The organism is Sphingopyxis sp., assembly GCF_965227415.1.
Lineage (GTDB): Bacteria > Pseudomonadota > Alphaproteobacteria > Sphingomonadales > Sphingomonadaceae > Sphingopyxis.
Genome location: NZ_OZ245749.1, coordinates 866,234 through 880,990, shown reverse-complemented (window position 1 = coordinate 880,990; position 14,757 = coordinate 866,234). Strand labels below are relative to the sequence as shown.

The 14,757-nt window shown below is 64.6% G+C and carries 14 protein-coding genes; 8 read left to right on the top strand and 6 right to left on the bottom strand.

Annotated features, from left to right (window positions below):
- The first annotated feature begins 41 nt into the window (after positions 1 to 41).
- On the top strand, positions 42 to 749 hold the full coding sequence (locus ACO055_RS04230) for an HPP family protein (protein ID WP_422061359.1): 708 nt from the start codon (positions 42 to 44) through the stop codon (positions 747 to 749).
- Here the strand turns inward: ACO055_RS04230 and ACO055_RS04225 are convergent.
- Together ACO055_RS04225 and ACO055_RS04220 are read right to left on the bottom strand one after the other, a co-directional pair.
- The gene (locus ACO055_RS04225) at positions 746 to 2,023 is read right to left on the bottom strand and encodes an amidohydrolase family protein (RefSeq protein WP_422061358.1); all 1,278 of its coding nucleotides are present in this window, start codon (positions 2,021 to 2,023) and stop codon (positions 746 to 748) included. The genes ACO055_RS04230 and ACO055_RS04225 overlap by 4 nt on opposite strands.
- Entirely contained in the window at positions 1,996 to 2,916 is a 921-nt protein-coding gene (locus ACO055_RS04220) for a neutral zinc metallopeptidase (protein WP_422061357.1), read from the bottom strand. Before ACO055_RS04220 ends, ACO055_RS04225 begins: the two co-directional genes overlap by 28 nt.
- Before the next feature lie 172 nt (positions 2,917 to 3,088).
- Between ACO055_RS04220 and ACO055_RS04215 the strand changes: the two genes are divergently transcribed.
- From ACO055_RS04215 to ACO055_RS04200, 4 genes are all read left to right on the top strand, one after another.
- Positions 3,089 to 4,237, top strand: a complete 1,149-nt coding sequence (locus ACO055_RS04215) for a patatin-like phospholipase family protein (RefSeq protein ID WP_422061356.1) — start codon at positions 3,089 to 3,091, stop codon at positions 4,235 to 4,237.
- A gap of 25 nt (positions 4,238 to 4,262) precedes the next feature.
- Complete coding sequence (locus tag ACO055_RS04210) at positions 4,263 to 5,048, top strand: 3-hydroxybutyrate dehydrogenase (RefSeq protein WP_422061355.1); 786 nt, start codon at positions 4,263 to 4,265, stop codon at positions 5,046 to 5,048.
- Between the two features lie 72 nt (positions 5,049 to 5,120).
- Entirely contained in the window at positions 5,121 to 5,792 is a 672-nt protein-coding gene (locus ACO055_RS04205) for a DUF4893 domain-containing protein (protein WP_422061354.1), read from the top strand.
- A gap of 14 nt (positions 5,793 to 5,806) precedes the next feature.
- A complete protein-coding gene (locus ACO055_RS04200) occupies positions 5,807 to 7,126 on the top strand; it encodes an amidohydrolase (protein WP_422061353.1) in 1,320 nt (439 codons plus the stop codon).
- A 713-nt stretch (positions 7,127 to 7,839) separates the two neighbouring features.
- Here ACO055_RS04200 and ACO055_RS04195 read toward each other — a convergent pair.
- Positions 7,840 to 8,715: an alpha/beta hydrolase family protein gene (locus ACO055_RS04195; RefSeq protein ID WP_422061352.1), complete on the bottom strand. Its 876-nt coding sequence runs from the start codon at positions 8,713 to 8,715 to the stop codon at positions 7,840 to 7,842.
- A 2-nt stretch (positions 8,716 to 8,717) separates the two neighbouring features.
- The gene (locus ACO055_RS04190) at positions 8,718 to 9,485 is read right to left on the bottom strand and encodes a crotonase/enoyl-CoA hydratase family protein (protein ID WP_422061351.1); all 768 of its coding nucleotides are present in this window, start codon (positions 9,483 to 9,485) and stop codon (positions 8,718 to 8,720) included.
- 262 nt (positions 9,486 to 9,747) lie between these two features.
- Here ACO055_RS04190 and ACO055_RS04185 point away from each other — a divergent pair, with 262 nt between their 5' ends.
- Positions 9,748 to 9,930: a DUF465 domain-containing protein gene (locus tag ACO055_RS04185; protein ID WP_422061350.1), complete on the top strand. Its 183-nt coding sequence runs from the start codon at positions 9,748 to 9,750 to the stop codon at positions 9,928 to 9,930.
- Positions 9,931 to 10,002: 72 nt separating this feature from the next.
- The gene (locus ACO055_RS04180; RefSeq protein ID WP_422061349.1) at positions 10,003 to 10,986 is read left to right on the top strand and encodes a TerC family protein; all 984 of its coding nucleotides are present in this window, start codon (positions 10,003 to 10,005) and stop codon (positions 10,984 to 10,986) included.
- A 28-nt stretch (positions 10,987 to 11,014) separates the two neighbouring features.
- Here ACO055_RS04180 and ACO055_RS04175 read toward each other — a convergent pair whose 3' ends face one another.
- The gene (locus ACO055_RS04175) at positions 11,015 to 11,314 is read right to left on the bottom strand and encodes a WYL domain-containing protein (RefSeq protein ID WP_422061348.1); all 300 of its coding nucleotides are present in this window, start codon (positions 11,312 to 11,314) and stop codon (positions 11,015 to 11,017) included.
- Positions 11,315 to 11,579: 265 nt separating this feature from the next.
- Positions 11,580 to 13,172, bottom strand: a complete 1,593-nt coding sequence (locus ACO055_RS04170; protein WP_422061347.1) for an isocitrate lyase — start codon at positions 13,170 to 13,172, stop codon at positions 11,580 to 11,582.
- Between the two features lie 140 nt (positions 13,173 to 13,312).
- On the opposite strand from ACO055_RS04170, the gene ACO055_RS04165 reads away from it, so the two are divergent.
- A complete protein-coding gene (locus ACO055_RS04165; RefSeq protein ID WP_422061346.1) occupies positions 13,313 to 14,701 on the top strand; it encodes a helix-turn-helix domain-containing protein in 1,389 nt (462 codons plus the stop codon).
- Positions 14,702 to 14,757 lie beyond the last annotated feature (56 nt).

Sequence of the window (14,757 nt, the reverse complement as noted above, 5' to 3'; positions counted from 1 at the left end):
GCCGCGATGGTTCATCCGCGCTGGCCGAAGAGGAGAATCACGTGTTCCGGGCGCTGACAACATCGACCACCAGACTGTTCGTACCCTTGCTCGCGGGCGCAAGCCTGCGCGACCGCACGATCGGCAGCCTCGGCGCGCTGATCGGCATCGCGGTTGCGGGCGGGGCTTGCTTCGTCTTGTTCCCCGCCGCGACGCCGTGGATCGTGGCGCCGATCGGGGCTTCGGCGGTGTTGCTGTTCGCGGTTCCGGCAAGCCCGCTTGCGCAGCCGTGGTCGATCATCGGCGGCAATGGCGTGTCGTCGATCTTCGGCGTTGCCGTCATCAGCCTTGTCCCGCAACCTGCGCTGGCGGCCGCGATCGCCGTGGGCGGTGCGATTCTGATCATGTCTTTGCTCCGCTGCCTTCATCCGCCGGGAGGGGCTGCCGCGCTGAGCGCGGTGGTCGGTGGGGACATGGTGCAATCGGGGAATATTGGGCACCTGCTGCTGCCGGTGCTGGTAAACTCGCTGATCCTCGTCGCAGTCGGATGGCTGTACCACCGCTTCTCGGGCCACAGCTATCCGCACCGTGCCAAACCGGTCGAAGGCAGGGCCGTTGTGCCAGTCGTCGTTTCCGGACTCCTGATGGCCGACATCGACGCCGCACTCGACGATCTGGGCGAGACGTTCGACATCAGCCGCGAGGATCTTGCGCTGCTGCTGGCGCGCGCGGAGGTGCATGCGGAAGCGCGGGGTGCCGTGAAGCGCTAGCGGACGACCGCGCCGCCCTTCATCACATGGTCGATCTTTTCGAGCGACCGGATGTCCTTGAGCGGATCGGCCTTCACCGCAACCATGTCGGCATAGCGGCCGGGCGCGATGGCGCCGATGTCGGCGCGGCCCATTTCTTCCGAGGCGCGGCCGGTCGCGGCCTGGATCGCCTGCATCGGGGTCATGCCATATTTGACCATATAGGCGAATTGCCGCGCGTTGAGTCCGTGCGGATAGACGCCGGCGTCGGTTGCGAAACCGATGTTGACGCCCAGCGCGACCGCGCGTGTGAACGCCGCGCGCTGGGTGTCGGTCGTTTCGCGGTTCTTGCGCAGATATTCCTCGGGCCAGCCTTCCTTGGTGCCGACATCCTCGATGTAGTCTCCGTTGTAGATATCCATCGCGAGCCACGTGCCGTGCTTCTTCGCAAGCTGAAGCGTCGCTTCGTCGGCAAGGCTGGCATGTTCGATGCTGTCGACGCCGGCATTGATGGCGTTCTGGATACCGATCGCGCCATGCGCGTGGGCGGTGACCCGCTTGCCGCGCGCATGCGCCACTTTCACGATCGCGCGCAGCTGGTCGACGGTCAGTTCGGGCGCGCCGGGTTCGGTGCCGATCGCCAGCACCGCACCAGTCGCGATCGTCTTGATGAAGTTCGCGCCATGATCGAGGAGGTAATTGGTCTTTGCGGCCGCTTCCTCGGGCGTCGCGGCGACGCCAAGGCGCATGTCGGGGGGCAGTTGATCGTTGGGAACGACGCCGTTGAGCTCGCCCCCGCCACCGGGAATGGTGAGATAGGCGCCCGCAACCCACATGCGCGGGCCAGGTACGTCGCCGCGATCGATCGCGTTACGCAGCGCGACGTCGGTCAATCCGCGATAGGTGCCGACGTCGCGGACACTGGTGAAACCCGCATCGAGCGTCACTCTGGCGTTGCGGGCGCCGACCAGCGCGGTTTCGGCGGGCGAAGCTTTCATCGGCGCGGCAAGGTCCGCGCTCTGCCCAAGGTCGGCAAGATGCGTGTGAAGGTCGATCAGTCCGGGCAATACCGTGTAGTCCGACCAGTCGATGACGGTCGCGCCATCGGGCGCCTTTCCGCACGGACCGACCGTCTTGACATGTTCATCGACGATCGTGACGCACTGGCCGCTCCGCACCTCGTTCGACAGGCCGTCGATCAGCTTTCCTGTCTGGACATAGACCGTATCGGCCGAGGCGGGGGCCGCGGCCAGCGCCGCGGCCGCGATCAGAGCGACGCGTTGAACGTGTCGCACTGCTTCGGATCCCCCGTTTGCAGGCCGCGACGCAGCCAGGTCATGCGCTGTTCGCTGGTCCCGTGCGTGAAGCTCTCGGGAACGGGGCGCTGCCCGGCCGAGCGCATCAGCGTGTCGTCGCCGATCGCGTTCGCGGCACGCATCGCTTCTTCCATGTCGCCGGGTTCCATGACCTGCGCCCCGTCCGCGTTGCGCGCACGGCTTGCCCAGACGCCGGCGTAACAGTCGGCCTGCAGCTCCATGCGGACCTGGAGCGCGTTGCCCTCGGCCTGCGAGGCGCGTTGCTGGGCGCGGCGGACCTGGTCCGAAATGCCCGTCACGGTCTGGATATGATGGCCGACCTCGTGCGCAACGACATAGGCTTGCGCCGCGTCGCCCGCGGCGCCGAATTTGGTCTGAAGCTCGTTGAAAAAGGCGGTGTCGAGATAGATGCCGTGGTCGGCGGGGCAATAGAAGGGGCCCATCGCCGCTTGCGCGGCGCCGCAGCCCGACGTGTTCCGGTCGGTGAAGAAGCGCAAGCCGGGTTCCGAATAGCCGCTGATCTGGGTCGCCCAATATTTGTTCGTCGAGCTGAACACGTTGCACGCGAAGCGCTCGGCCTGGGTGTCGCAAACAGCGCCCGTTGCGCCGCCTGTCGCTGCACCGCGGCTGTCGGCTGCCGGATCGACGGTGCCGCCGCCGCCCAGCATCTGCATGCCGCCGCCGAAGAAGAAAAAGGCGAGAGCGCCGAGCAGCAAGATCGTGCCGCAGCCCATTTTACGGCCAAGAAGCATCGGCAGCAGGCCGATAAGCAGGCCGCCCATGCCGCCGCCACCCCCGCCGCCGCCGAAACCGCCACCGCCGCGCCCAAGGTCGCGGATATCGTCGCCGGGGTCATAGTCGTCGAGACGCATGGGGTTCCTCCAGCTGCTAACTGCTTGTCCGGCCCCGTTTGTGGCAGCGCGCGGGGGCAATTGGAAGAGGCTTCGCGCAACCGTTGTCGCTTCGGCGCGCTTGCAATTGCCTGTGTTGCGGTGCACAAAAGGGCGCGGGTGCCGACCGCAGAGAAAAGGATCGTCCGAGTCCATGCCTCGCCGTGCCGCCCGTGCCGCCTTGCCGCTTCCCGATGTCGTTGTGCTCGTCCTTCAGGGCGGGGGCGCGCTTGGGGCATTTCAGGCCGGCGTCTATGAAGCGCTGATCGACCTTGGCATCGAACTCGACTGGGTCGCGGGTATATCGATCGGGGCGATCAACGCTGCGATTATCGCTGGAAATCCGCGCGATGCCGCGGTCGGAAAAATGCGCGAGTTCTGGGATGGCGTTTCGTCGGCGCTGCCGTCGCTGCCGATCGTCGATAATGACTGGGCACGCGAATGGACGCACATCGGGGCGGCGGCGCAGGTCGCGACCTTCGGCGTGCCGGGCTTTTTCGTGCCGCGCATTCCGCCCCCGATGTTTGCCGAACGGCAGACGCCCGCGGCGGTAAGCTTCTACGACACGACCCCGCTGATCGCGACGCTCGACCGGCTGGTCGACTGGGATCGCTTGAACGACGGCAAGGTGCGGCTGTCGGTCGGCGCGGTCGCGGTTGAGACGGGCAATTTCCGCTATTTCGACACGACCACCGATCGCATCGACGCGCGGCATATCCTGGCATCGGGCGCGTTGCCGCCCGGACTGCCGCCGGTCGAGATCGACGGTACCTGGTATTGGGACGGCGGGCTCGTCTCGAACACGCCGCTCGAACATGTCGTCGAGGCGACCGACGCCGATATGCTGGTGTTCCAGGTCGACCTGTTTCCTGCGCGCGGCGATCGGCCGCACGACCTGGAGGAAGCCTGGTCGCGCGAAAAGGACATCCGCTATTCCAGCCGCACGCGGCGAATTTCCGACGGGCTGGTCCGCCGTCGCAAGGAACACCGGCTGATCGACCGGATGCTGAGCAAATTGCCCGCCGACTTTACCGACCTGCCCGAAGTGAAGGCGGTGCGAAAGATGGTCGACTGCAAAGCGCTCAACGTCGTTCAGCTCATCCACCAGCCGCCGGTTTGGCAGACCGGCGCGCGCGATTTCGAATTTTCGCGCTCGACGATGGAGGTCAACTGGGCGCTCGGCCGCGCGGCGGTCGAGGCGGCGATGAAGGACGGGCATCTGCTTGCCGAAAGCATCGTCGAAGGGCGCTCGGACAGCTTTGCCGTCCAGTCGGGCGACCTCCGCCCCAAGACCGGATCCTGAACTCCCCCCACTGAAAGGACTGACCATGCACCTCAAAGGCAAGACCGCTCTCGTCACCGGATCGACTTCGGGAATCGGGCTCGGTATCGCCAAGGCGCTCGCGGCAAGCGGCGCGAACATCATCATCAACGGCTTTGGCGAAGCGGCGGCGATCGAGGCCGAACGGACCGCGATCGAAGTGCTGAACGGCGGCAAGGCGGTTTACGACGGCGCCGACCTGACGAAGCCCGACGAGATCGAAGCGATGTTCGGCCGCGCCGACAAGGATTTGGGCGGCGTCGACATATTGGTGAACAATGCCGGCATGCAATTCGTCTCGCCGGTCGAGGATTTCCCGCCCGAGAAATGGGACATGATCATCGCGCTCAACCTGACGGCATCGTTCCACACCATTCGCCATGCGGTGCCAGGGATGCGCAAGAAGGGTTGGGGACGGATCATCGCGACCGCCTCGGCGCACTCGCTCGTCGCCTCGCCGTTCAAATCGGCCTATGTCACCGCAAAGCACGGCCTTGCCGGGCTGACCAAGACGGTCGCGCTCGAGGTTGCCGAAGCGGGTATCACGGTGAATTGCATCAGCCCCGGCTATGTCTGGACTCCGCTCGTCGAGAACCAGATTCCCGATACGATGAAAGCGCGCAAGATGACGCGCGAGCAGGTCATCAACGACGTGCTGCTCGCGGGCCAGCCGACCAAGGAGTTTGTCACGGTCGAGCAGGTCGCGGCGATCGCGAGTTTCCTGACCCGCGACGAGGCGGCGAACATTACCGGCGCGAACCTCAGCGTCGATGGTGGCTGGACCGCCGCCTGATCGGGAAGCGGCCTTGAGCATTCCCCTTTCGCCTCCTAAGGTTAAGCGATAACCGACCAGGAAGGACGGATCATGCGGGGTCGCATCCCATATATTTCGACGCTTGCGCTGGGGCTGGCTCTTGGTGCTTGCCAGACGGCGCCGCCGCCGCAGCCGACGCCTCCGCCGCCCGCGGTGGCCGACGCGCCGCCTGGCGAGGTCGACGCCGCGGGCACCTGGCGCGCGACGGCGACCGCGCAGGACAAGCAGCGCATCCGCAACTGGTATTCAAGCTGGGAAGCGGCGCTCGCCGATGCGCGCGCAAAGGGCTCCGGCGACAGCATCGACCGCGAAGGCGTGTTGTTGCAGCCGATGGCCGCGCTGCCGAACCCGCATCTTCCGCCCGGCGAATATCGGTGCCGGACGGTCAAGATCGGGACGCAGGGCGCCAGCACGCTCGCCTATGTCGCCTATGACTGGTTCCGTTGCCGCGTCTCGGCGGAGCAGGGGCTGATGAGCTTGACGAAGGTGAACGGGTCGCAGCGGCCGGTCGGCCTGATCTTTTCCGACAATCTGAAACGACAGGTGTTCCTGGGTACGCTGGTGCTCGGCGACGAGTCGATGCCGGTCAGCTATGGCTCCGACCGGATGCGCGACATGGCCGGGCTGGTCGAACGGATCGGCGACAATCGCTGGCGGCTGGTGTTGCCGTCGCCCGCTTATGAATCCTTGCTCGACGTGATCGAGCTCGTACCGTCAAGCTGACAACAGGGGAAAATATGATGCGGATCTTGTGGACGGGCGTTGCCGCCCTTGCGCTTACCATGCCTGCCGCGGCGCAGGATCTCGGCGGCGAGGTGCAGAAACAGATGCCGTCGCTGATGAATATCTACAAGGATCTGCACGCCAACCCCGAACTCAGCTTCATGGAAGTGCGCTCGGCAGGTGTTCTGGCGGCCGAAGCGCGCAAGCTGGGGTTCGAAGTGACGGAAAAGGTCGGTGGCACCGGCGTCGTCGCGGTGCTCAAGAACGGGCCGGGTCCGGTCGTGCTCGTCCGCGCCGACATGGACGCACTGCCGGTGGTCGAACAGACCGGGCTTGCCGGTGCGTCAAAGGTGCGCGTGACAACGAAGGAAGGCGTCGAGACCGGCGTGATGCACGCTTGCGGTCACGATACGCACATGACTGCTTGGGTCGGCACCGCGCGGCTGATGGCAGCGAACAAGGACAAATGGTCGGGGACGCTGGTGATGATCGGGCAGCCCGCCGAGGAACGCGGCGCCGGCGCGCGGATGATGCTCGCCGACGGGCTCTACACGCGTTTCCCGCGGCCGCAATATGCGATCGCTTTCCACGACGCGGCTGGCTTTCCTGCCGGAATGATCGGCTACACGCCGGGCTATGCGCTCGCCAATGTCGACAGCGTCGATATCCTGGTGAAGGGTCTCGGCGGGCACGGCGCCTATCCGCAGGCGACAAAGGACCCGATCGTGCTTGCGAGCCGGATCGTGACGACGTTGCAGACGCTGGTATCGCGCGAGATCAGCCCTCTCGACAGCGCGGTCGTGACCGTCGGCAGCTTTCATGCGGGCGCCAAGCATAATATCATTTCCGACGAAGCGCGGCTGCAACTGACAGTGCGCAGCTATACGGACGAGGTGCGTGCGAAGCTGCTCGACGGTATCGCCCGGATCGCGAAGGGCGAAGCGATCGCCGCCGGCATCCCCGACGACAAGATGCCCGTGGTGACGGTCGAGAAGGACGAGTTCACGCCCGCCATGTTCAACACGCCCGATTTCACGCAGGAGATGGCGGGTTTTCTTAAAACGCGCTTTGGCGAAAAGCGCGTCATGCAAATGCCGCCCGTGATGGGCGGCGAGGATTTCAGCCGTTTCTCGCGCGAAGAGAATAAGGACATCAAGAGCCTGATCATCTGGGTTGGCGGCGTCCCGCAGGCCGAGTTCGATGCGGCGAAGAAGGAAGGGCGGACCCTGCCCAGCCTCCATTCGCCCTTCTGGGCGCCCGATGCGCCTGCGGTCATTTCGACGGCGACCGAGGCGCTGACGGCGATGGCGATGAACCTGATGCCGAAGAAATAGGCGGAACGCCCGCGTCCGATTGACCGCAAGCGAACCTTCTTTTCCCGTCCCGCTCCATCTTCGTCATCCCGGACCCTTCGACAGGCCCAGGTGCTCCGGCCTTCGCCGGGGAACACGACGGGTCGCCAGCTTCCCGCTCTCGCGGGAATGACAAAGGGAGCGATGACCGCTTTCGACCAGAACGCGACATTTATAGCCTCGTCATCCTGAACTTGTTTCAGGATCCATGGGCTGCCGTTTCCTTCGGCGCGGCGCGAAAGGAGAGCTCAGGCCATGGATGCTGAAACAAGTTCAGCATGACGGAGAGCAAGCGACCGATTGCAGACGATCGAGACGTGCTCCCCGGCGAAGGCCGGGGTCCAGTGCGCGCGAACGCAACGTCGGCTGTCGAACGCCCTGGACCCCGGCCTTCGCCGGGGCGCACCATGGGTCGGGTGACTGTCCGCTTCCCACCCCCAACCAGCCATCCGCCCCGCGAAATGCCGCTTTCCTACATTGGTCCGCTGTGCCAGCCTCGGCTCTGGCTCTTTGACTTCGTCGATATTCGCTCCTTCGCCTGAAGCAAAACTGGAAGCAGTTTCGTGCGTCCATGCGTATTTTGTGTCGCCCGAGCCTGTCCCGAACTCGCGAAATCCGGTCTTAAAGCCACAAAGGACACAAATTCGATGCGCGCGTCCGGGGCTTTTGTGGCTTTAGGCGTCACTGGACCTCAATCAATCCACCGCCGTCAGCGTCGCGAGCCAGTTCAAAATCTCGCTCTGCAACCGGATGCGGGCGTCGGACCAGCTATGATCGGTCGCGACGTGCAGCGTTTTCAGTTTCGAGCCGCCGCCGGTTTCGATCGCTGCGGTCAGCGCGTCGCTCATTCCCGCGAGTCCGTCGTCAGAGGTCAGGACGAACAGGTTGGTCTGCATGAGGCGCGGCGCCGCTTTCACGAAATCGAAGCGATCCTTGTTGGCGATAATCTCGTCCGCCATGATTTCGGGCGTTGTTCCGGCGAGCGCTTCCAAGCCGTTGTCGCGAAGCAAGCCAACCGCCTGGTCGCGCGGCAGCCCGCCGATTACGCCCATATTCCCTGCCGAGATCATCGCTGCACCGATCAGATCCTTGTCGTGCGCCGCGGTCAGCGCGGCCACCCATCCGCCCATGCTGTGGCCGACGACGACCAGACGCTTCGGATCGATCCGAAGCTTGGCGGCGTTGCCGGCGTCGCGCGCGAAGGCGAGGGCCGCGTCCGCATCCTCCAGATTCTGCGCAAAACGATATTCGCCGGGGCTGCCCCACGAACCGCGATAATTGAAGGTGATGACCGTCCAGCCTGCGCGGCGCATTGCTTGGGCCAGATCGAGGTTCTTCTCGTTGCCGGGCAGGCCGTGGCAGAGCACGACGGTCGGATGCGGACCTTCGCCCGCGGCGATATAGACGACGCCATTGATCAGGGCGCCGCCGCTTGGAATGTGGACGACCTCCATCGCGGCGGGATGGACCTTGTCCGGCGCCGGGTCGGTGTAGATGGCGGCGGGCATGTCGGGCGCTGCGGTAGCGGGCAGGGGCAGAGCGAGCAGGGCGGCGGCGATCCATATCCTCATCGTCATTCTCCGTTGAACGCGGCAAAGCTGCCGCCGCGACCCGTGCCGTCTGTAAAGCGCTTCGCCCCGGGAGACGCGCCTTCGTGAAGAGGCACAACGCCGGCGTGAGCTTCATGCGCGAGCGCGCCCGCGATATCGAAATCCCACTGGCGATAGGCGCTGATCCGGTCGCTATTCAGGCAGATTTGCGGGAAAGCGGCGATCTGTTTTGCCAGTTCGATCGCGGCGGTGCAGGTGTCGCCATCGGCGACGACGCGATCGGCAAGGCCGATACGATACGCCTCGTCGGCGGCGACCGGTCGCCCGGTCAGGATCATGTCCATCGCGCGGCCCTGACCCACGATGCGGGGCAGGCGCACCGTCCCGCCGTCGATCAACGGCACCCCCCAACGACGGCAATAGACGCCGAACACGGCGCTTTCCGCCGCGATGCGCATATCGCACCAGAGCGCGAGTTCGAGCCCTCCCGCCACCGCATGGCCCTCGACCGCGGCAATCACCGGCTTGTCGAGCAGCATGCGCGTCGGTCCCATCGGGCCAGGGCCGTCGGGATCATAGCGCGACGTGCCGACTGCGCCGAGGTCGAAGCCGGCACAAAAATGTCCTGCGCTGCCCGTCAGGATCGCGACACGAGCGTCGGCGTCGGTCGCGAAAGCCGTGAACGCATCGCGCAGCGCGACGGCGGTGTCGGGGTCGACGGCGTTGCGCTTCGCCGGCCGGTCGATGGTGACGATCGTCACCGGGCCATCGCGATCGATCAGAACGGTCATCCACTCTCCCCCTTGGCTCGGCGATCCGATGCCTTTCCGGGCTAGCACGACGAATGGGGCAGGGGCAAAGCCTTGTAAGCCGGAGCAGGACATCCTAGATACCAGCCATGCGGGCCGGGCCCCTCTGGCGTCGGCGGAAGAAATTCCGCCACGTGATGTCGGACCGCATCGGGTGACACCGATGCTCTGGGCCCACCTCCCCCCTCAATCCCGGGTCCGGCATCGGCGTCACCTGCTTGATTATCCAATCAGGAGGCCCTTCATGACGCTCAATACCCGATTTTATCGCCTGACCATGCTGCATCGTCAGCTCGACGACGCGTTGCGCCACGAGAATCGCCGCCGCGGCGCCGATCCGTTCCGGTTGCTGCGGCTCAAGACGCTGAAGCTCGCGGTCCGGAACCGGCTCGCCCGGCTGTCGCGCCCGCCCGCACTCGCAACTTAATCCGACATAAGAAGCGACCAGAGACGCTGCCTCGCAAGGGCGGCGGCTTTGGCGTATGCCAGGGATCATATCATGGAATTTCTGTTCGCCGACTGGCTGGGGACCCCGGCCTGGTTCTGGCTGGCCTTTATCGGCCTTGTCGTTGCGCTTACCGCCTTCGACCTCGGGATCCTCAATCGCGAAAACAAGGAGATGGGGATTGGCGAGAGCCTGAAACTCTCGTTGCTCTACATTTCGATCGCGCTCGCCTTTGGAGCATGGATCTGGATCGAGAAGGGCGGCGAGGCCGGCCTCCAATATTACACCGGCTTCTTCATCGAGAAGGCGCTGTCGATCGACAATATCTTCGTCATCTCGCTGATTTTTGCGACCTTCGCGATTCCGGCGCGCTACCAGTATCGCGCGCTTCTGTGGGGCATCGTCGCGGTGATCGTCCTTCGCGGGATCATGATCGCGGGCGGCGCAGCGCTCGTCACCGAATATGGCTGGTTGCTCTATGTCTTCGCGGCGTTCCTCGTCTTCACCGGTGTGAAGATGCTGTTCGCGGGCGACAAGCCGATGGACGTAGCCGGCAATCCGGTGGTGAAATGGCTCTCGCGGCACATCCCGATTACAAACGAACTGCATGGCGAGAAATTTTTCGTGCGCGTGCCCGACACGAAGACCGGCAAGCTTGCACTCGCGGCGACGCCCTTGTTCCTCGCGCTTGTCGTGATCAACCTCGCCGATCTCGTGTTCGCGGTCGATAGCGTGCCCGCAATCTTTGCGATCACGACCGATACCTTCATCGTCTATACGTCGAACATCATGGCGATCCTCGGCCTACGCGCGCTGTACTTTGCGCTCGCGGCGATGGTGCACCGGTTTCACTATCTCAAATATGCGCTCGCGCTGGTGCTCGTCTTCATCGGGTCGAAGATCTTCGTCGCCGACTTCCTTCTCGGCGGCGACAAATTCCCGCCGCTCGTCAGTCTGGGCGTGACAGTCGCGTTGATCGCAGGCGGCGTGATCTGGTCGCTGGTCAAGACAAAGGCGGACGAAACCGCGGTCGTGTAAGGTAGGGGCGGGCGGCCGCGCCCGCCTCTTATACTGCCATCAGCAGGACGTCGTCGTCGCGCGGTGCCGCGGCCTCGAAGGAAGGCAGCGGCTCGAACTCTTCCTCTTCGAGCTCGGGCTGGCCAAGGCCGTCGAGCTTGAAATGGCCCAGGCGTCGCTCGTCGTCGGAGCGCCATGCCTTGTCGAGATTGAGCGCGCTGACGAACAGCGCGCCGTGGCGCTCAAAGAGCTGGTGCGGGGCCAGCGTCATGCGCGTGCCATTATATTGCGCCGTGATGCGGCGGCGGCGCGCGATCGCTTCCATCAGCTTCAGCCGGTTGTCGCTCATAGATTTTACCTTGGGGAGAGTTTTGTGCGTTGCACCATAATGCATACCCCGATGCACTGCTGCAAGAGGTAAGCGTTGTCACAATGGCCAAGCCGTTAAAACGAAAGCGCAATAAAAATGTCCGCCGGAGGCCCAAGGGCTTCCGACGGACAGGCTTTCCTCCCCAGGAAAGCTCGGGAGGCGCGGGGGCGTCAGGTTGCAAGGCGCCCCCGCGCCAAGAAGGGTGGCGCGAGGGGGTGCAACGTGCCCCTCGCGCCGAACTCGTTTAAGCGGCGAACTGGTTCATCGTATTGTCCTTGCCCGCGGCCTTGAGGGCCGCTTCGCCGGCGAAATATTCCTTGTGGTCGTCGCCGATGTCGCTGCCCGACATATTCTGGTGCTTCACGCACGCGATACCCTGGCGGATTTCGGCGCGCTGGACGCCCTTGACGTAGCCCAGCATCGCTTCGTCGCCGAAATATTCCTTGGCGAGATTGTCGGTCGACAGCGCTGCGGTGTGATAGGTCGGCAGCGTGATGAGGTGGTGGAAAATACCCGCCCGTTTCGCGGCGTCGCGCTGGAAGGTACGGATGCGGTTGTCGGCTTCGTCGCCGAGCTCGGTGCCGTCATAATCGACGCTCATCAGCCTGGCGCGGTCGTAAGCGCCGAGATCGCGACCTTCGGCGTTCCAGGCGTCGAACACCTGCTGGCGAAAGTTCAGCGTCCAGTTGAAGCTCGGCGAATTGTTGTACGCAAGCTTGGCATTGGGGACGACTTTGCGGATGCGATCGACCATGCCGGCGATCTGATCGATATGCGGCTTTTCAGTCTCGATCCACAAGAGGTCGGCGCCGTTCTGCAGGCTCGCGATGCAATCCATGACGCAGCGGTCTTCGCCGGTTCCGGCTCGGAACTGATAGAGATTCGAAGGTAGGCGCTTCGGACGCATCAGCTTGCCGTCGCGGTTGATCAGCACATCGCCGGGGTTGCCCGCACCTGTGACCTCTTCGCAATCGAGGAAGCTGTTGTACTGGTCGGCCAGATCGCCGGGTTCCTTCGAGAAAGCGATCTGCTTGGTCAGGCCGGCACCGAGGCTGTCGGTGCGCGTCACGATGATGCCATCCTCGACGCCGAGTTCCATGAAGGCGTAGCGGCAGGCGCGGATCTTCGCGATGAAGTCCTCATGCGGGACGGTGACTTTGCCGTCCTGGTGACCGCACTGCTTTTCGTCCGAAACCTGGTTCTCGATCTGCAGCGCGCAGGCGCCGGCTTCGATCATCTTCTTGGCGAGCAGATAGGTTGCCTCGGCATTGCCGAAGCCTGCGTCGATATCGGCGATGATCGGCACGACGTGTGTTTCATGATTGTCGATCGCCGACTGAATCTGCTTCGCCTTGAGCTCGTCACCCTCGGCGCGCGCGGCGTCGAGTTCGCGAAACAGGCCGCCGAGTTCGCGCGCGTCGGCCTGACGCAGGAAGGTATAGATTTCCTCGATCAGAGCGGGAACGCTGGTCTTTTCATGCATCGACTGGTCGGGAAGCGGACCGAATTCGCTGCGGAGCGCGGCGATCATCCAGCCCGAGAGATAGATGTATCGGCCCTTCGTCGTGCCGAAATGCTTCTTGATCGAGATCATCTTCTGCTGCGCAATGAAGCCGTGCCAGCAGCCGAGCGACTGGGTGTAGTTCGCTGGGTCGGCGTCATAGGCGGCCATGTCGGCACGCATGATCCGCGCGGTGTAGCGCGCGACGTCAAGACCGGTCTTGAACTTGTTCTGGGCGCGCATGCGGGCGATGCTTTCGCCGCTGATGCCGTCCCATGTGCCGTCATAGTCGCGGATGAGGCGGCCTGCCTGTGCCATGTCGTCCTGGTAGCCCATCGTTTGAGTCCTTGTGAGGAGGTGATGGGTGGAAGTTGACGAAAGAGCCGCGCAAAGTGAAAAGCTTTGTCAATAATATTTGTGAATTACAGCGATAAGGTGTAAATCAGCGTGTAAATTAGTAAAGAAAGTTACAATTCATGGCGGAGCGGCGGGTGTTTGCGGGGCCGGCGGTGCGCAAGGTGCGGCGCGAGGCGGGGATGACGCAGGCGGCGATGGCCGAAGCGCTCGCGATCTCGCCAAGCTATCTCAATCTGATCGAGCATGGCCAGCGCCCGCTGAGCGCGACGGTGATCGTAAAGCTTGCCGAACGCTTTGGATTCGATGCAGCGAAGCTGGGAGCCGAGGATCTGCCCGGCGGGCTCGCGGGGCTGCGGCGGCGCCTGGCCGATCCGCGCTTCGCCGATCTGGGGATCGGGACGCACGAAGTCGAGGAGTGGATGCAGACCGCGCCCTCGACCGCCGCGGCCTTTGCGCGGTTGTTCGATGCCGCGCCCGAAGGACGCGCGCCAAGTGAAGGCGATGCGCCCGAAGTTGCCGCCGTGCGCCGCGCGATCGAAAAATGGCGCAATCATTTTCCCGATCTGGACGCGCGCGCCGAGGAACTGGCCGACGAACTGCGGCTTGCGGGCGGCGATCTCTATGGCACGATTTCGGAGCGGCTGCGCACGCGACACCAACTGGGCATCCGCATCCTGCCGAGCGACGTGATGCCCGACCGGTTGCGCTGGCTCGACTGGCACGCGCGGCAATTGATGCTCAGCGAATTGCTCCGCCCTGCCTCGCGCACCTTCCAGGCCGCGGCCACGCTCGCGCAGATCGAGGCGAAGGCCGAGATCGACGCACTCGTCGCGGGCGCCGAGTTTGCCGAAACCGCCGCCGCGCGAATGTTCGAGCGGCATCTGATCCATTATTTCGCTGCCGCGCTGATGATGCCCTATGGGCGCTTCCTGCGCGCCTGCGATGCGACGGGGTATGACCTGCTGCTGCTGCAGCGGCGGTTCGGCGCCGGCTATGAGCAGGTGGCGCACCGGTTGACGACGCTCCAGCGCGTTGGCGCACGCGGCCTGCCCTTCTTCATGCTGCGCGTCGACCGCGCGGGGCAGGGGAGCAAGCGCTATGCCGGCGCCAGCCAGTCGCCGCTGGTCGACGGCGACGCGCGATGCCCGCTGTGGGGCGTCCATGAAGCCTTTTCGCGGCCCGGCGAGGTGATCGCCGACCTGGTCGAGATCGAGGACGGATCGCGCTGGTTTACCCAGTCGCGCAGCGTTGCGGCGCCCGGCGCGACCGGCAGCGGCACGCCGGCGCGCTTCGCCGTATGCGTGGGGGTCGATGCCAAGGTCGCGGCGCCGCTGATCGCGGCGCGCGGGATCGACCTGATGCGCAGCCCGGCAACGCCGATCGGACTTGGCTGCCGACGCTGCACGCGGACGGGCTGCATCCAGCGCTCGATGCCGCCGCTTGGCCGCCCGTTGCGCTTCCGCGAGGGCGAACGTGGCGTGAGCGCGTTCGATTTCGCCGGCGATTGACGGGGTCCGGACGCGTCGATGACGCGTCGACGCTAAACTCTCGGAAAGAAAAGCCG